The organism is Enterococcus hulanensis, assembly GCF_005405485.1.
Taxonomy (GTDB): Bacteria; Bacillota; Bacilli; order Lactobacillales; family Enterococcaceae; genus Enterococcus_A; species Enterococcus_A hulanensis.
The window spans coordinates 65,296-82,795 of the sequence record NZ_BJED01000004.1; the positions used below are offsets into that span (position 1 = coordinate 65,296).

15 protein-coding genes are annotated in these 17,500 nt (G+C 38.9%); 1 reads left to right on the plus strand and 14 read right to left on the minus strand.

The genetic code is table 11. From position 1 onward, the window contains the following. Window positions 1-9 precede the first annotated feature (9 nt). The 10 genes from iolB to FFR60_RS05585 form a co-directional block, all read right to left on the minus strand. On the minus strand, window positions 10-834 hold the full coding sequence (gene iolB / locus FFR60_RS05540; protein ID WP_137663382.1) for a 5-deoxy-glucuronate isomerase: 825 nt from the start codon (window positions 832-834) through the stop codon (window positions 10-12). A 38-nt stretch (window positions 835-872) separates the two neighbouring features. Beyond that, on the minus strand, window positions 873-2,789 hold the full coding sequence (iolD, locus tag FFR60_RS05545; protein ID WP_137663383.1) for a 3D-(3,5/4)-trihydroxycyclohexane-1,2-dione acylhydrolase (decyclizing): 1,917 nt from the start codon (window positions 2,787-2,789) through the stop codon (window positions 873-875). 10 nt (window positions 2,790-2,799) lie between these two features. Continuing rightward, window positions 2,800-3,834 carry a 5-dehydro-2-deoxygluconokinase gene (gene iolC, locus FFR60_RS05550; RefSeq protein ID WP_002305505.1) on the minus strand — a complete coding sequence of 345 codons (1,035 nt, stop codon included), beginning with the start codon at window positions 3,832-3,834 and terminating at the stop codon, window positions 2,800-2,802. Between the two features lie 156 nt (window positions 3,835-3,990). Then, window positions 3,991-5,007: a LacI family DNA-binding transcriptional regulator gene (locus FFR60_RS05555; protein ID WP_137663384.1), complete on the minus strand. Its 1,017-nt coding sequence runs from the start codon at window positions 5,005-5,007 to the stop codon at window positions 3,991-3,993. 100 nt (window positions 5,008-5,107) lie between these two features. Beyond that, on the minus strand, window positions 5,108-5,485 hold the full coding sequence (locus FFR60_RS05560; protein ID WP_137663385.1) for a DUF3021 domain-containing protein: 378 nt from the start codon (window positions 5,483-5,485) through the stop codon (window positions 5,108-5,110). Further along, window positions 5,482-5,949: a LytR/AlgR family response regulator transcription factor gene (locus FFR60_RS05565; RefSeq protein ID WP_137663386.1), complete on the minus strand. Its 468-nt coding sequence runs from the start codon at window positions 5,947-5,949 to the stop codon at window positions 5,482-5,484. Before FFR60_RS05565 ends, FFR60_RS05560 begins: the two co-directional genes overlap by 4 nt. Before the next feature lie 135 nt (window positions 5,950-6,084). Further along, complete coding sequence (locus FFR60_RS05570; RefSeq protein ID WP_137663387.1) at window positions 6,085-6,798, minus strand: hypothetical protein; 714 nt, start codon at window positions 6,796-6,798, stop codon at window positions 6,085-6,087. A gap of 337 nt (window positions 6,799-7,135) precedes the next feature. Beyond that, window positions 7,136-8,290 (minus strand): oxidoreductase, encoded by a 1,155-nt coding sequence (locus tag FFR60_RS05575; RefSeq protein ID WP_137663388.1) that lies wholly within the window; start codon window positions 8,288-8,290, stop codon window positions 7,136-7,138. A gap of 20 nt (window positions 8,291-8,310) precedes the next feature. Continuing rightward, the gene (locus FFR60_RS05580) at window positions 8,311-9,108 is read right to left on the minus strand and encodes an SDR family NAD(P)-dependent oxidoreductase (protein ID WP_137663389.1); all 798 of its coding nucleotides are present in this window, start codon (window positions 9,106-9,108) and stop codon (window positions 8,311-8,313) included. Between the two features lie 15 nt (window positions 9,109-9,123). Then, window positions 9,124-9,873: an SDR family NAD(P)-dependent oxidoreductase gene (locus FFR60_RS05585; RefSeq protein ID WP_137663390.1), complete on the minus strand. Its 750-nt coding sequence runs from the start codon at window positions 9,871-9,873 to the stop codon at window positions 9,124-9,126. A gap of 383 nt (window positions 9,874-10,256) precedes the next feature. Between FFR60_RS05585 and FFR60_RS05590 the strand changes: the two genes are divergently transcribed. Beyond that, window positions 10,257-11,321 carry a hypothetical protein gene (locus tag FFR60_RS05590; RefSeq protein WP_137663391.1) on the plus strand — a complete coding sequence of 355 codons (1,065 nt, stop codon included), beginning with the start codon at window positions 10,257-10,259 and terminating at the stop codon, window positions 11,319-11,321. A 333-nt stretch (window positions 11,322-11,654) separates the two neighbouring features. On the opposite strand, the gene FFR60_RS05595 is transcribed toward FFR60_RS05590, so the two are convergent. The 4 genes from FFR60_RS05595 to FFR60_RS05615 form a co-directional block, all read right to left on the minus strand. Then, window positions 11,655-14,141 carry an AAA domain-containing protein gene (locus FFR60_RS05595; protein ID WP_249354959.1) on the minus strand — a complete coding sequence of 829 codons (2,487 nt, stop codon included), beginning with the start codon at window positions 14,139-14,141 and terminating at the stop codon, window positions 11,655-11,657. A 1,421-nt stretch (window positions 14,142-15,562) separates the two neighbouring features. Beyond that, entirely contained in the window at window positions 15,563-15,955 is a 393-nt protein-coding gene (locus FFR60_RS05605) for a JAB domain-containing protein (RefSeq protein WP_212741897.1), read from the minus strand. 60 nt (window positions 15,956-16,015) lie between these two features. Next, window positions 16,016-16,324, minus strand: coding sequence for a DUF960 family protein (locus FFR60_RS05610; protein WP_137663393.1), 309 nt, complete (start codon window positions 16,322-16,324; stop codon window positions 16,016-16,018). A 190-nt stretch (window positions 16,325-16,514) separates the two neighbouring features. Beyond that, window positions 16,515-17,495, minus strand: a complete 981-nt coding sequence (locus FFR60_RS05615) for a nuclear transport factor 2 family protein (protein WP_137663394.1) — start codon at window positions 17,493-17,495, stop codon at window positions 16,515-16,517. Window positions 17,496-17,500: the final 5 nt, after the last annotated feature.

Below are 17,500 nucleotides of genomic sequence, written 5' to 3' on the forward strand. Positions count from 1 at the left end.
GCGAATTAACTACTTGCGCTGCAAGATCCATTCGTGTTTCTTTTCATTGTGGAATTTCCAAATTCGCTCAGGCCCCGCCATCACATTTAAATAGTAGGAAGTATATCCATCTGCTACTCCAACTGGATGATAGCCCTTGGGAACTTCGACGACATTTTGGTGCTCCACCGTCATCGTTTCATCTAACGAACGGTCCTCTGTGTATACTCGTTGAAAGACAAAACCCTGCTCTGGATCAAGCTCATGATAATAAGTTTCCTCTAAAAAGGACTCATGAGGCAGATTCTCTTGATCATGCTTATGAGGAGGATAGCTGGAAAAATTGCCGCCCTCGGTATAAACCTCGACCACCAGCAAGCTGCTGGCAGTATCGACATTGTCCGGTAAAATATTATGGACGAGCCGTTTATTCTGATAAAGGCCGCGTTCTTCGACGGTATTATCCTCTGCACGAATCACACACACCGGCAACGCTTTTTTCGCTGGTGAATAGCAAAGTGCCAATCGGACATTGTCTGTAGTTGCCACAAGTTCAAACGAATGCTCCGCTGGAAGATAAATACTATCGGTTGGAATCTTTTCAAAAACAGATTCTCGTGTTCCTAAATCTTCATACCAAGTGTCTGCTGCTTTAACCTTAATTTTCCCGGTCAAAACGACGATGCAGACCTCCTGTTGACTGCCGATTTCCTTGTAAGAAGCACCCTTTTCCAGCTCTAAAATCTGAAATTCGATATAACTCAAATCAGAATTAGCCTGCCGAATATTTTGGATTTGTTTTACTCCAGGTGCCAGTTCTTTGTTTAATGGTTGATGCTTCAATGTCTTTTCCAATCAATCCACTCCTTATTTTCAATCACAAAAAGCAATATTTAATACTTTCTGATAGTGGCAAGTTTCGCTTGTTTGGCTTTGTAAGCCTCCTGCACAGCTGCTTTACCCGATACCTCTGAGATACCGACGTTCCACCAGCTGCCGTCGTACCCGTCTGTCATGGTTTTAGGAAGTACCTTTATCTCAATCAGCGTCGATCGTGTTTGCTTCTTCGCATCCTCGACCGCTGCTTGTAACTCTGCAATCGAGTTTACCCGATACGTTTTTGCGCCATAGCCTTCAGCAACTTTGGCGTAATCGACGTTCATGATCTCGTCCTTGGTATTTCTGAATTCGGTTCCTTGGCTAGCTCCGCCATTGTCCATCTGTAAATTATTGATACAGCCGAAACCAGAATTATCGAAAAGAACAATGTTGATTTTTTTATCATATTGCAAACTAGAAACCAGCTCGCTATGCAGCATCAAGAAACTGCCATCGCCTACTAAGGCATAGACCTCTTGTTCTGGTCGAGCCATTCGTACGCCCATCGCACCAGCGATTTCATAGCCCATACAAGAATAACCGTATTCCAAATGATAGGTATTCTCCTTCACAGGATTCCATAGGCGCTGCATATCTCCCGGCAATGAACCGGCTGAACCGATCACGATCGCGTCTTCATCAACAAAATCATTTAAATGAATAAAGACCTCTGTTTGCGTCAAATTCGTAGCCAACGCATCGGCATATTCATTTAAGATTTCTTGAGAAAAATGATCTTTGATTTCTGGCGTAAAGTCTTTACGGTTAAAATGCGCAGCTTTCAACCGATTTCGCTCACTGATCCATTCTTCCTTCAGTTCATTGATCTTCTCGCCATAGGCGGTTTGATAACCTTCGATCATTGGGGCAAGCTGCTCCAAGGTCGCTTTCGCATCACCAACCACTTGAAAGGCTTCCAGCTTAGCGGCCTGTTGTCTGCTTACGTTAATATTCATCATTTTCGCTTGTTCAAAATTAAAAATACTTTTAGAAGCTGACGTAAAATCAGTGTAGCGTGTGCCGATCCCAATAATCAGATCCGCCTGCTGCACAGCTTTATTAGCAGCCGAAGTTCCCAAAATCCCCATTCCGCCGAGATTGTTTTTAAATTTCCACGAAACGGTCGATTTACCTGCGTGCGTTTCAACTAACGGAATCTGACAATCTCTTGAGATTTGCTCAAGAATCTCACCAGCCTCCGAATATTTGCAGCCGCCTCCTACGATGATGACAGGTCGTTTGCTGTCCTTTATTCGTTGACTCGCTCCAGCAAGCTCACGAGCGGTCGGAATCCTGCGATCAATATAATGTACTCTTTTTTTGAAAAATTCTTCCGGATAATCATAGGCTTCTGCCTCCACATCCTGCGGCAGACAAATCGTTGCCGGCCCCATCGTTGCCGGGTTCGTCATGACTTCAAAGGCCCGCAATAACGCAGACATCAACTGCTCTGGTCGATTGACGCGGTCCCAGTAACGAGAAACAGCTTGAAATGCATCATTTGTCGAAAAGGCTACGCTACCTGCATGTTCTAGCTGCTGCAAAACCGGATCAGGCTGACGTGTAGCAAACGTATCCGCCGGTAAAAAAAGTACGGGGATATTATTTGCGAATGCAGTACCCGCTGCTGTTAACAGATTGGCCGCGCCCGGTCCAGCAGATGTTGATACAGCAAAAATTTTCTTGCGTAAATTCTGTCTGGCAAAGGCAGTAGCCGCGTGGGCCATCCCCTGTTCATTTTTTCCGCTATAGCTTTTCAAATGTCCGGGCTCTAATTCCAGCGCCTGACCGATCCCCAAAACATTTCCGTGACCATAAACATGAAAGATCCCTTCAACATAAGGCGTTTCTTTGCCGTCGATGCTGATGTATTGTTGATTCAAAAATTTTAGTAATGCTTGTGCTGTTGTTAAACAAACCGTCTTTTCCATTTTCTTCACCTTAAATCCGAGCGATCATTTCGCCGTATATTTCTTTCTCCAATGTAATAAAATCTTTTACCTCCTGAGTCGTCGGTAAGGAATCTGAGCAGTTATTGCTTTTGACCATCATTGACGCTTCCGCTGAGCCAAACTCTAAACAATCGATAATCTCCCAGCCTTCGAATAAACCGTATAAGAAACCCGAGCCATAACCATCTCCGCCGCCAAAGCCTTTGCGTGCTTCCACCGGAAACGGCTTGATTGAAAACTGCTGCTGATCGGCCGTATAAGCAGTCGATCCTTTCATTCCATGTTTGATTACGACAATCTCAGCACCACAACTGTGCCAAAAAGCAGCGCTTTCATTATCTGACATGTTAGGCTGGATCAACTTCTCTGTTAGATCGAACTCTTCTCTTGAACCCATGATAATGTCTGATTCCTTGGCAATCATCGAATAGTAAATAGAAATATCATCGTTGTTCTTCCAGTTATAAGCGCGGTAATCAATATCAAAAATAATTTTGACATTGTTCCTTTTCGCCAGCATCACTGCCTTTATCACGGCTTCTCTGGACGGGCTCTCTGCTAGTGCAGTACCTGAGATCAATAGTGCTTTTGACCGTTTCAAGTAGTCCTCATCAATATCCTCAACACTAAGCTGCAGGTCTGCGGCTTGATTTCGATACATCAAAATATTACTTTCCTTTGATGAGAGCATTTCGGTAAAGGTCAGCCCCAGCTTTTCACCATGCTGCGCTTTGCTGATCTGAGACGTATCGATGCCTTGTTCATTGAAATAATCGATCACATACTCGCCAAACTGATCGTCCGATACTGTTCCGATAAAACCAGCTTTCATGCCATGTTTGGTAACACCCACAGCAATATTGGCAGGAGATCCGCCCACAAATTTTTCAAACATATGGACCTTTTTCAATGGTTTAAACTCTTCTTTGACTTGATCATTGTAGGCAGGATTAAAATCAATAGCGACTCTTCCTAAAAGCAGCAAGTCAAATTCTTTTGATTGGTCAAACTTTATATAACTCAATATATCCACCTCTTTATCCGTTCTTCTATTTCTGAGGCAAGTATAGCACGCTAAAACTCAGCGTGCAATATTTATTTTCGCACGCATAATTGCGTGCTATTTGAAAATAACGACAAAAAAAGCGTGAATCGCCTTACATCACGATTCACGCCTAGATTAAATATTGTATTTTGTCTTAATAATTATATCAGTAAATAGCGCATCCTTTGTAATCATTTTATTATTTTGCAGCTGATTCGCTAACATCAGTAATGAACGATAGCCTTGAGTAAATCCATCTTGATCGATTAGAAAATCAACCCGATCGTTTTTCAGCATCTCAATATTGTTCTTAGTCAAATCATAAATGATTACATAGGGCCGCTTGCTTTCATCGATTTTTTCCAACGCTCGGGCAATTCCCGCTTGTCCGCCAGAAAAAACGACTACGCCATCTAAGTTTGAATAATTCTCCAAGGTGTTGCTTAAAATCTTTTCAACCTCGGCGCTTGAATCAAAGCTGCTCTGAACACCCGTCAGCTCCAGTTCAGGAAACGACTCTTTCAATTCTTCAACAAAGCCTGCGACTCGTAAGCTGTTGACGCTATTTCCAAAGTAGCCGGTAATCGCTAGAACCTTGCCCGTTCCTTTCGTCAGCATACCTAGTAATCCCGCAGCCGTTTTTCCGCTTTTGAAGTTGTCCATCCCAACAAAACACTGTCGATTCGTACCAAGAATATCCGAATTAAAGGTAATGATGAGGATGCCCTGATCGGTCAATTGATTAATTTTTTCTCTGATACCATCACTATCTACTGGCATGATCGCAATCCCTTTTACTCCAAGCTCCACCAGTCGATCCAACGCCTGCAGCTGGGCCGCTTCATCGACCCCGTCTACCTCTTCTAAAAAGCAATCAATGTTTCGCTTTTTCAAATCCCCGATAATAGATTTCAGACCTGATCGGATCGGAATCATAAAAGAAGATTTCGCCAATTGTGTGACAATCCCCAGCTTGAGCGTTGTCTCTTTTATGACCTTCTTTTTCTTTGGAACATAGTTCATTTCCTTGGCGATTGCTTTGATTCTTTCTGCAACCTCAGGATTGATCCTTCCTCGATCGTTCAATGCCCGATCCACTGTTCCCCTAGACACTCCTGCCTTCTCAGCTATTTCTTTAATTGTACCCGCCATCTTGCCTCTCCTTTTTTCCTATTGTGTTTATTTTATCACAAAACAAAAAAGCACGCAATTACGCGTGCTTTTCATGGTGATTGATTCATTCTGCCAACCTTTACCCAAGCTTCTGATTGATCCGCTCAATCTCTCGTTTGTATTTCAAATAATAAAAAATCCAGATACCAAAGAAAATAAGGAAAAAGGTCACAGACGCAGATAGGATGACCTGCCATCTAAAAGGAAACCACTGATTTACCCCGGCTGCGATCATAAAGGCAACAAAGCTTCCACCCATATGGATCAATGTCTGCGCTAATAGCGACAGCCTCTTCACATCATAAATCAAGCTCAGCAAACCAATCACCACCGATAGTAAAACAAAGCTCACCACGATTTTTCTGACCCCGCTATCCGCAAAAATAAATGCAAACAACATACAGATGGTACTGCCGAAGCCAATTGATTGGGCCAGCATTTTGATTATTTTTTTCATTGTGCCTTCCTCCTTTGAACACCCAGCTGACATTTCAATTGATCAACAAAACGCCGAGAAACAGTAATTTTCTGTCCATTCTTCAAATAAGCATACAAGCTGCCGGAAAAGGCGACCTCCAGTTTTTGAATCTTCTTCGTATTGACCAATGCCGATTTTGAAACCTGTAAAAATTGCTCAGCAGGAAGTTCTTCCTTTAACGAAGCCAATGATTTACGGATCGAATACTGCTCATTTTCTGTATACAATGTCACGATTTTATTGAATACTTCCAAATAAATGATTTCTGATTTATTTAACAGGATGATTTCATCCTTCACTTTGATCACCAACTGATCCTCTTGATACGTCTCCAATCGACTAGCGATTTGATCGGCCAACTTCTCTTCCGCTGCTCGAATGCGAACCTCCGGAGCTATCCAATTTTTCCCAATCTCTATTTGAAGCTTCAATCCTTTAAACATCTGCCTCCCCCCTCAATATCCTTATAATAATCGATTTCCTGTATAGAAAATAGACCTTTTCCCTTTCCGGTATAAGGAGCGGCCTATCCGGTAAAACAAAAAAAGAAACCTCACGAAAAGGTTTCTTTCCTAAATTTATTCTCGAACCATTTCAACACCAGCAGGTTCAACTGCGTAATCGCTGTCTGTTTCCATTGGACGCTCTTTCAAATAAATGGCTTGTTGATGCTGCTGCAGCATACCGATTTTTTGAGTAATCAGCACTAACAGCTGTCGCAGGCTCTCTTCTGAATTGACCTTGTTCTCGACGATCGCTTGGCAAAGATATTCCACTTGATGACTTTGCTCGAACAGCTCAAGATAGCCTTCGCTAGTGCGATCAATATCGCGGATCATCTGCCAATCCGTGTCATGATAATAAGTATCGTACATGACGAAATCCAAACGATAAACTGCTAATACGAACAAATCCCGTACTTTTTGATTTTCCCGCAATAATATTGCCAGATCTGCCGACCCATTGGCGATCTCTCCGCCTAATTCCAACAGAACCGAATAATTATTATCGTATTCCTTTTTCAGCTTTTGGAACAATCGTGTTGTCTTTTTGATTTCCTTCTGCTTCTCACGATATTTCAAATATTGAAACATCAGCAGTGCTGCTAAAAATGAAAAGAAGCAGCCAAAGAAAGCCGTTGATGCATTGACAAATGTTTTAATGATATCGATATGTTCGCCGAAAAAATCTCTGTTGAAATAAATCAGACCAATACTAATCACCGCAATGACTTCACCGACCAATAAAACGGCTAAAGCAACAATCGCTAGTTTTTGTTTTTCTGAAATCATTTTTCACCACGCATTCAAATTGAATGCTTCTCCTTATATTTTTTCTCCCAAACCCCTAAAAGTAAGTCCCTTCGCCTCCCTGTTTTATTTATTAAACACCTTAGAAATTAGTTTCTACATATTTAATTAATAAAATGACTTTTTTATAATGATACACATATTTTAGCGTTTAATAACGTTTTTTATTATATCATTTATTGAATCTATAATAAAGACCTCAAGAACATTTTGGATAAAACTTTTTATTTATAATTATTGTATGAAATGAATTATTTATAAAAAAGCACCATTGCCTACAATATGCAAGCAATGGTGCCCCGTCTATCAGTCTTACACGCTATTTCTCAATCAACCCTTCAACCTGCGGCAGTCCGATGCCGGCTGTGTATACCTCAATCAAGCCAGACGGCAGTTCAAGATCAGCGGTGTGCCCTTTGACATTCATATGGATGGTATCTTCTTTGTCTGCCAGAATTTTTTCTTTGAAGTCTGGATCAGACAGCGCCGCTACTCCCATCGAAGCCACATCACCATAGTTCAGTGCGTCCAGCGCCTCATCAGCAGACCGGATCGTTCCCGAGATAACTACCGGAACTCTGCCAGCGACAAAGTTCTTGATTACCAAAATAACTGGTTCAGTATGCTCCCCTCTTTGCGGCATCGCCTTATAAGCGTCTTTACCGAAATTCCCACCTGCCGCTGAGGAAAGGTCAAGGAAATCAAGATCCTGTTCCAACAATTTATCGATTAATTTCAATGAATCATCTAAATCGTAGCCTACCATATCGCCGTGGATTTCCTCTGGCGAGATTCGATAGCCGACGATCGCATGTGGATTTTCTGCCCGTGCAACCTTCAACACTTCCTTGGTTACCTCGATCGCAAAATTCATCCGTTTCTCAAACGTGCCGCCCCAATAATCATCACGCTGGTTCGAATAGCTGGAGAAAAACTGCTGGATCAAATAATGATTCGCACCATGAATCTCCACTCCATCAAATCCCGCTCTCAATAAGCGCTGTGCTGCCAGACCGAAATCCTTCACCACCTGCCAAACTTCATCCTCAGTCAACTCCGTCACTTTATATTGTAAAAATGGAAACTCGATCGCACTCGGCGCGTAGGCTTTACCAGTCACATAGCAACCATAAGCACCTTCCCGACCTGGATGCTGGATTTGCCCGATCGCTTTACCGCCATTGCTCTTCATCGCCGCCGCTAACTTGCTATAAGCTTCGATCGCCTCATCATTGTACAGCGCCAGTTGCTTCGGATGCCCCTGGATATTTTCTTGGACCGTGATCGCCCCAGTCAAAAGCAAATCCGCAAACTTGCTGCGCCGTTCAAAATACTTGATATCTTCTTCTGTTGGTCGACCGTTTGCCGGATCAGCCGCAAAAACCACCATCGGACACATCGCGAAACGATTTTCCAAACGACCGCCGTGTTTCAGTTCGAGCGGTTCAAATAATTTTGCATATTTTTCCTTCATTGATGATCCATCCTTTCTTTTTATACGCGCGCGTGAGTTGTATACCAGCCGCCATCGATCGTGATCGTCGCACCTGTGATGAAGCTGGCTTTAGCAGAAGCTAGAAACGCAAACAGCTTCGCCGGCTCCCAATCCTCCCCGATTCGACGACTAGGAATTGCCTTCAACGCCGCTTCCGTTCCCAACATCTCCCATGCCTGATCCGGCATCAAATTCGTGCGAATCAATCCCGGACAAACAGCATTTACCCGAATAAAGGTATTATCCCCTTCATCAATCTCCGTCACCTGTTTTGGCCGGCCAAACATATCGGCCGGATTATTATTTAACAGTGCCGCTGCACTTTGTCGTGTATAATTCAGCAGCGCCGCTTTCAGCACATTATAAGGAACCGAATCCCCGATCATGAAGGAAGCCACCGATGCCGTATGGGTAATGCTCGGATTTTCCGACTTGCGCAAAAGCGGTACACAATACTTAGTAAACAACGCCGCATGCAGCAAATAAAGCTGAAACGCCCGCTCAAATTCACCCGAATCAACATTCTCGACCGTTCCCACAATCGCTGACCCCGCATTACAAACCAAACTATCTAATTTGCCAAATTTTTCCTCCACAAAATCAACTGCCGCCCTAATCTGCTCTTCATCCGTCACATCACATTTAAAAGGCAAGAACTTCTCACCAAGATCCTTCGTCCGACTAAAATTCCGACCAATCCCGATCACCGTCGCCCCCTGATCCAGAAACTCCTTTGTCGTGGCAAGGCCGATGCCGGAAGTCGCACCAGTAATCAATACGATATAATCTTTTAACATCTCGATTCCTCCTTATCAGTTACTGACCGTCATCAAGCCGCCGTCGATCAACACATCGGCGCCATTGATATACTGTGCATCCGTCGAGGCGAGAAAGGCGATCAAGTCCGCCACTTCTTCCGGTTTTGCCGTTCGCCCGCAGGTCACCTTCGCCATCCGATCATACATCGCCAGTACATCGTTTTCCTCCATATTGACACCCTCGCGTTGGAAGATCGGTGTCTGGATAAAGCCCGGCGACACACTATTGCAGCGCACACCAATAAACCCCATAGCTTGCTGCTTGGTATACAGCACCACGGCGTTTTTCGCTAAATTATAAAGTGGATTTTCAGAGCTGACAGTTCGGCTGGCGGCAGAAGCAGTGTTGATGATACTTGCGTTGTTTTGCGGAGCATTTAATAAAAGAGGATACAATTCTTTGGCAAACAGCATCGGCGCCCTTAACAAAAGACTAAAACAGCGATCAAATTGATCTACCGTCACATCACGAATCGTGGTATTCTCACCAAAACCCGCATTGTTCACAAACACATCCAACTCATTACCAAACGTTTCTTTAATGAACTCACACGTCTTTACGATCTCATCGGCATCCCGCACATCACACATCCGAGGAATAAACCGATCACCTAAATTCTTCGTCTTGCTAAAATTCCGACCGATCCCAATGACCGTCGCGCCCTCTTCAATAAACAGCCGAGCCGTAGCCAGACCAATCCCAGAGGTCGCACCAGTGATAACGACTTTGTAATCTTGGAACATTCCATTCTACCTCCCTTTTCCAAAGCAAAAAAACTTCAAACAAAATAGGCAGTTGAATTTGTTCAATCGAGTTGTAGTTTGTGGATTTTGGTTGCAGACAGATGTCTTGGTGATTTGAAGTGACTCGTAAAAAAGTAGAGGAAATATTTTTGTTGCTAGTTTAATGATAGCATAATCAGGTTAGTTGGAAAACGCATTCATAAATAAATCATAAAAATACAAAGAAAAAAATCACCTATACGTTTGGCTCCAAAGCCCGACTCATTATGCTAAACTTAGGAGAACTATAAAATAGGAGAACCCTGCACGTTTATTACAATCTGAAAACTAAGTTGTAAAAACAGTTTTATCTCAAGAAATATTACTAAAAAGGAGTGAAATGAATGACTCATTTTGATGCACCTCAATCACTTGCAGAAATCAAAGAAGTATTAAGAAAAGCAATGGCTGTGAATAACGATCCGTATACAGTTGCTTTATTAGGTCTCAACATGCGCTATACATTTACGTTAAATACAGAATCTAACGATGGCTTCGCTAAATTTTTGGCTAAGCGGATTGGGAATCGTTATGATCTTGATGACTTTCTTTTAGATAGCCAAGAATCTGAAGCACTTGATTCTTATCTCCAAGTGTTAGCGATGTACTATTTAATCTCAGAAGATACACAACAATTTCAAAAAATCGTCAACTGGATGCCCAGCCTAACTTCCGCTCAAAAACAAGTAATTCTCAATTGGCCAAAAAACATGGTTTTCAGTGTATTCAAAACTTTTGTTGAGAAAGATTCAGTTACTTTTCAAGACATAAAAGACGAAAAAATTTACTCAGTTTCCTTTGCCGATCCAAATATGCCTAGTGAACTAGCGAAATATGATACACCACTCTTAACATTCATTGTTCCGACAGATACCGATTATTTGAGCACCATGGCACTTTCTTGTCAACCAACGGAAGATTTAAAAAAGGTCTTAAACGCAACCAATAACAAAAAACAAGCTGAACTAGCTCTTATAGACTGGTTTTTTAGCACCGCTCCAGAACTTTCTGAAAATTATGATGAATTCTCCGAACAAAGTTTCTATTCCTTAGCACGAGGGAAAAATGAATCAACGACAGATTTTGCTCGAAGGTTACTGCGACAGGATGAAAAAATCATCCGTTTTAAATATTATGATCAATTCGAGGCGTTTACGATCAAAGTTATTGAGACCTTTCCACAAATGTTCTTTCAGGCAGCGAATGCATTTCCTTTGCTTCTAGCATTAGAACAATTATTCACTATAGGAAGTGAAACAAATGATTTCTTTGATCAAAACTATCTACCTGATTTTTGGGAACTACTGATTCGGGAGCATCTAGCTAAAGAAGTAAAGGCGATCAAGTCTTATCGCATTTCAGAGGATTATTGGGATGAAGAAGATTTTGAATTGGATTTGGGATTTTAGCTAGAATCAAAAAAAGGAGTCTCGCTGTTCCAAAATTCAGCGAGACTTCTTTTATTTAAGCATTTTTTTTCGGCAAATCCAAAGCAAAGTAAAGTTTAGGGCTAAATCTATTGTCTAATGTTGCCTCAACAGATAGCTCATTTTTATACTCTTAATCGGAATAATTCTCTTCTTCACCAATTTGAGTATAATTCAATTCCATAAATCTTTTTTTGTTTCTGTATATAAATATTTCGATATATAAACTTTCGGTTTTATACATATCTCTCACTTTCATCAAATCCTAGAACTATAAAAAATTACTCACAAAAACAATGATAACAATTAATCTTCTTATTGCTCCATTACCAAACTATCAAGAAATCCCCTAATCCTCTTTTCTTCTTCACTTCCATTAGTAGAAAAGCGAGCAATTCTAATCCCTAATTTAGTTAAAATACTATCTTTCCGTTCATCTCTCACCACCTGTTCCGGTCTTGAATGAAACTTATGACCATCTACTTCAATTGCAGCAATTGGTTCTTTTCCTGTCTTAAAGTAGAAAACAAAGTCTAATCTTGCTCCATTCTTAACGTATTGCTGTTCATCTGGTGTCAACACTGAAAAATCTCTAGCTAATTTCTTTATCGTATATTCTGTTGTACACGTAATTGACTTATACTTTTCTTCAGCTAAAATATTTAAGATCATATCCATCATTAAATTTTCTGAATCAAATTTAGAATGATTGACTTTATAATTATTTCTTCTTTTAGACAGTTCTTCTTGAAAATCCTTTGTTAACAAATCAAAAATTGAGTTTACAGGACTTTTATGCTCCAATGAATAGTCACTGTTATACTTAATATGTCTAATTAAACTTGCGATGCTGCCATTTCTCTTACTAAACTCTCTCACAGAACTATTAAGAACAAAAAGGCGTTCAGCTCGTGAAACTGCAACATTGATTAACTTTTCGTCCTCTACAAAATTGTAATTTCTTTTACTTCCTTTATTATCTAAAACAGTAGAAAAAATTATTGCTTCACATTCTCTTCCTTGAAATTTATGAACAGTATCTGCAACATACTTCTTTTGTTGTTTCTCAATGGCAGCAAGACTTTTATCTGCTTGCCTTCTAAAAGGCGTTACTATCCCTGTAGTTTTCATATCATGAATAATTGGACAAGCTTTACTAAATTCTTCAGATAAAACACTATCAATCTCACGTTGATTAAATATTTTCTTGTCATAATCAAATTTCATGTGATTACCATCAGATGTTTCAACAAGAACTAAGGCTTTTTCATTTTTATTAAAATCACTCAAAACAATTAATTCTCCGTTGTAGAACTCTTGATTGCAAAAGTTGATAATCATCGGATGGCAACGATAGTGTTCTTTTAGTAAAACAGATGGGAGTTCTTCATCAAATACCGCTTCCATTGATGATAAAATACTATGCTTAAAGTAATCGTACGCTTCATCTTGTGGAGGAACTATATTTTTTTGCTTCTCTTCTTTATTCGTGATGATATTAGGTAATTGTTTATTATCACCGACAATAACAATATTTTTTGCAACACTAAGCGGGAAAATACTTGGAACTAGACTTCCCATAGATGCTTCATCAATCACAACAATATCAAATTTTTCACCTTTTTGAATATTCATCGTAATAGCATCGCAAGTACTTAGAGTGACAGGAAAATCTTTAGTAAAGGCTTTATAATCATGTCTCACTTGATTTTTTTCCGCTCTATCCCTGCCAACTGTATATTTGTTACTCAAGAACGATTTAAAGATTTTTTCGGATAGTATGCCGACGCTTTCATCGAGCATTTTGTAGTTGCTTTTTTCTAAAAATGACAAGATTTCCACTATCTCTTTTTTAACAGATGCTATTTTATTTTGATAATATTCTCGTTCTACATAATCAATAAGCTCTTGTATAGATTCACTTGAACGGAATGGATCAAAATTATATATACCATATCGAAAAAAATACTTAATCTTCTTTCCAATATTGAGTTGCTGATCATCGTTTAAATTCAAGTCAACCAGAAGCTTCATTTGCTTTTGAGTCCCAAACTTAATCAAAGGTGTTCGTTTCAGTTTTGTTTTTAAAGTACTAGTAGAATCAATTTTATTCTTTATATAGGACTCAAAATATTTTTCCTCTTGCTGCCAATCCCTCAATTCTTGTTCCAAACTAGCCAATCGATTTCGCACTTCTAAGATCCGACTTAGGTCCTTAAGATCTTGCCTTAATTGTTCCTGTAGTCTACCTAAATCATCTTCAGGTATTCTCCACTCTCTTAATTCTTTCGGAATAGGTGAGATTTTCTCAAAAAAAGCATCCTTCTTATCTTTTCTTCCTAGATTTGCTGCAATAAAAGAAAGACCTTCTTTTTCAAGTTTTTCAAATACATTATCAGTAGCTGCATTATTAGGAGAAACAACTGCTATTGTTTTATTATTCATTATTGCATTAGCTATAATAGTCAAAATTGTTTGTGTTTTCCCTGTTCCAGGAGGTCCTTGAACAACAGAAATTTGATTTCGAAATGTTTGCTCAACAGCCATTAACTGACTACTATTTAATCCGAATGGAAATATCATATCCCCTTCATATTCTCTATGTTCATTTTGCTTCGTCAAATACCCGTATAAGGCGCTTGAGGGATCAAAAAAGTTTATTTGTTCACAAATAGAGTGATGAAATCCTTTTTTAACACTTTTAGAGTCGTCGGCTCCTAATTGTTCACCTATGCTTGTAAAATATTTTTGAAACTTTTCTAAATTTTTCTTTGATTCATTATCTATGATGTTCAACTCCAATTTTTTAAATTCTCTTTCATTAGTAATTTATTACCAAATACCCAAAAATTTCTTTGATATATTTCACCAAAAAAAACGCAAATTAATCACTCTACACTTTTGAAATATCGTTTTGTCTTTTTGTTTTATAACTGCTTATTTTCCCTTTAGTTTCTACCACTATCATAGATATCTTCAAAGTCCTTCGCCACACTGTTGATGTTGTTGGGCGATATCGAGACTATTTTTCAAGTCATAGTTACTGTCCCTTAAAAAGAGCATCAGCACACATGGTACTGATGCCCTGTTTTTCTATTAGTTTAAGCCAAATGATCCGGCATTTAGGCAGTCATATTCTGCCACAGTGTTCGTGTATTTGTTTAATTATCAATGGATACTCTTCTTTGTTTGGCGTTGCCTTTGAACGGGTTGTATTGTTGTACGCTCGAAATGCTTCACCTTGTTCTTGTTGGGAATTTGTTTGGTTCTTTGAATTACCTTTTGCGGATCGCATCCTCGATTTGCGCTAATACTTGTTGATAAAATTTAGCTTGAGAGTTCATCTGTTCCGATGTGACTGTAATTACTCCAGCCATCTAGTAACCCACTGTATAATCATTAACGTCAATTAATTTAAAATATCATAATTCAATAAAAAATAATACTAAATACCTTGAAAGGTTGTTTTATACCCCTATTCGGTGACAACCATTTTTTAAAAATAGTAACTCTAGGTTTCATATATAATAAATTCACAAAAAAATCCCACCAAATAATAGACTCAAAAACCTATAGTTGTTCAAATTGGAGGTTAGATTATCGGTTTTACCTTTACTGACTGTTCACCTTTTACAGCTTATACAATAACTAGAAGCAGAAAAGCCTAGATGGTCTTCATAAAAAACAAAGAGAATTGTCGAGAATTAAAAATGGAAGTCACTGACCTTTTTACAATCCCTTCTATTTTTAGACAAACAAAAAAACTAGAAACCTCACACATCAAGGTTTCTAGCTAATAAACAAGTCTTACCCCACAGACCCTTCCACTTAGGGTTTCTAGTATCAATATTGTTGATCTACTGTCATATCAATAATTACTGGAAACAGTTGGATAAAAAAATATCAATAAAAATCACAGTAAATAAGAAATTCCGGTGTAAGTTTCGGTGTAAAAATTTGGGGCACATAGAAAAAGAAATAAAAGTGAGAATCTACAGTTAAGTGGAATCCAATTTATAAAAATAATAAAAGTATTAGGCTTAAGCATCGGTTTCAATTGGACCCTACTTTTGGTAAGTAAATTATTTCGCTTTTACTTACCAAAAGTAGGGTGTTTTTCTGTTAAAAATAGTTTCAAATCAATTATGCATGTTTCTTAATATATTCAACATGTGTAATCGTGACTGAGTACAGATACAGATTTAATGAGATGATCTTGTAGCTTAATCTGTAGTAGTTTCGCTGCATTTTTCTAAACGCGCTGTCAGTAGAATATCTGCTAACGAGGCGGTTTCATCTCCCGAAGGATGATTATGGGCAATACAAATTGAAACGCTATTCGATAACAGCGCTGCTTTCAATATATCTCGTGGATAAGCTAACGATTGGTTGATCGTACCAATATGGATTGTTTGAATGATTGTGGGCTCTAACTTTTGATTTAATCCCGCCATGACTAAATGTTCTCTATCCTTATTTTCAATAAAGGGTGAAAATAACTGATACAAGGCTTGTGGACTATTACATTTCCTACCTGCATAGAGTACGGATGATTCTTTCACCATCTGTAAGGAAACGATATTCACACGTTTCTTTGGCTCTATTTTGTTCCTCAATACCAAGACCTTCTTTCGATTCTTTTTTATGATTTCCTACTTATGATCTGATTCTTTTCATTAGTATTCCTCTGGTAATAACATTGTATGCTCAATAACCCATAATTTCTTTACTTGGAAATTTGTTAATTCCTTCGTTATTCGGCATTCGTGATAATCGATGAAGAACGGTTCTTCTTGTCGATGAGTGATGTCAATGGTCTTTCGTCGATCATCTCGATTGAACTCAAAAATTTGTAAGTAATCCATTTGAATCTCTGATTGCTTCACCTTCTCGTCGATCAATTGCCAACAGCGTAATTGAATTTCTTTCGGTACTTGCTCGTTTACTCCTTTCGTAATATAGCGATTTTCCTGTGTATCGAACATTGGCTATTCCTCCTTCTGAACATAAAAATAGCCCAATTATCGATTAAGATAATTGGGCTTCATGATAATAATATATACTTATAAAAATTTATGGTTCAAAATAATTATTACTGAGTCAGATAGAAAATAGCGACTTTTATCTTACTATAAACCTATTGAGAATCCATCATTTTTCGAGCAAACTTTTTCTTTATTTCTCATACTCACCTAACTCAATGATTCCCAAAAAATATTCCCACTTTATAATTTTCCAGCCATTTTTTTCTTTAGTGAATTCAAGTTCGTATCTTCCACAAGCGTGTTCAATATTGGCATTTTCTTTTGTAAAGTTATACGGATGCTTTCTCTGCTTATGTCCTGCCATTCGGTAAGCCTCAACTTTTGCTCGATTACCTTCTAATTGAATATTCTTAATCATTACTGGATGAGCCCAGTATCTATCTTTTTGTCGATGATATTTAAGACATTCCAGATAATGTCTCTTATTCATTGGTCCCCAAGGCGGCATTGCACCAGATAAATGTTCTGACAGAACATTATTTACATGATCAAAAGCCAAATGATCTACACCAAAATTATATTTAGAAAAAACTTCTTCAATTTTCTCTTCTTCAGTTAAATAATCTTCCGGTTGATTAATTCTATTCCAAGGAGAGTCAAGTTCACCGCTAATGCACGGATAATGAAGACCTGGGACAGTTTTCACCACAGTATCTTCAAAGAACCATTCGTCAGTAAATGTCTCTAAATCTCCTCCGTGTGAGCAAAGATCCATTCTGATTTCAACAATCATCCATCCTTCTTCTTTTTTCACCCAGTGGTTAGAAAATAAAGCAGTGAATTCAAATGATTTAGCTTTGTTGCTCCCCTTCTCAAAAGAGATTGCTGTTCCTACAACTTCAGCAATTTGTTGTGCTTCGCTCTTGTTAGATTTGCATACAAAATTACATATTCTGGAATGAAAAATATCACTTTTAGGAAAATCTCGAATAAAGCTTTTCACTCCAAATTTACTATGTTGAGATCCATCAGCATATGCTGCCACAGTACTCAAATAGCACTGTGCTTCATTATCAATAATTGTATTCAGCTTTCTAACGTCTTTATCTTTCCACGAATCAATAAACTCATAAAATTTATTCCGAATCTCATTATAATCTTTTTTTGACAACTTCA

What these genes read in the sequence shown, in the direction of transcription:
- iolD (WP_137663383.1), bottom strand. Translation starts at nt 2,789, where the DNA reads ATGGAAAAGACGGTTTGTTTAACAACAGCACAAGCATTACTAAAATTT.
- FFR60_RS05555 (WP_137663384.1), bottom strand. Translation starts at nt 5,007, where the DNA reads ATGGCGGGTACAATTAAAGAAATAGCTGAGAAGGCAGGAGTGTCTAGG.
- FFR60_RS05560 (WP_137663385.1), bottom strand. Translation starts at nt 5,485, where the DNA reads ATGAAAAAAATAATCAAAATGCTGGCCCAATCAATTGGCTTCGGCAGT.
- FFR60_RS05565 (WP_137663386.1), bottom strand. Translation starts at nt 5,949, where the DNA reads ATGTTTAAAGGATTGAAGCTTCAAATAGAGATTGGGAAAAATTGGATA.
- FFR60_RS05570 (WP_137663387.1), bottom strand. Translation starts at nt 6,798, where the DNA reads ATGATTTCAGAAAAACAAAAACTAGCGATTGTTGCTTTAGCCGTTTTA.
- FFR60_RS05575 (WP_137663388.1), bottom strand. Translation starts at nt 8,290, where the DNA reads ATGAAGGAAAAATATGCAAAATTATTTGAACCGCTCGAACTGAAACAC.
- FFR60_RS05580 (WP_137663389.1), bottom strand. Translation starts at nt 9,108, where the DNA reads ATGTTAAAAGATTATATCGTATTGATTACTGGTGCGACTTCCGGCATC.
- FFR60_RS05585 (WP_137663390.1), bottom strand. Translation starts at nt 9,873, where the DNA reads ATGTTCCAAGATTACAAAGTCGTTATCACTGGTGCGACCTCTGGGATT.
- FFR60_RS05590 (WP_137663391.1), top strand. Translation starts at nt 10,257, where the DNA reads ATGACTCATTTTGATGCACCTCAATCACTTGCAGAAATCAAAGAAGTA.
- FFR60_RS05610 (WP_137663393.1), bottom strand. Translation starts at nt 16,324, where the DNA reads ATGTTCGATACACAGGAAAATCGCTATATTACGAAAGGAGTAAACGAG.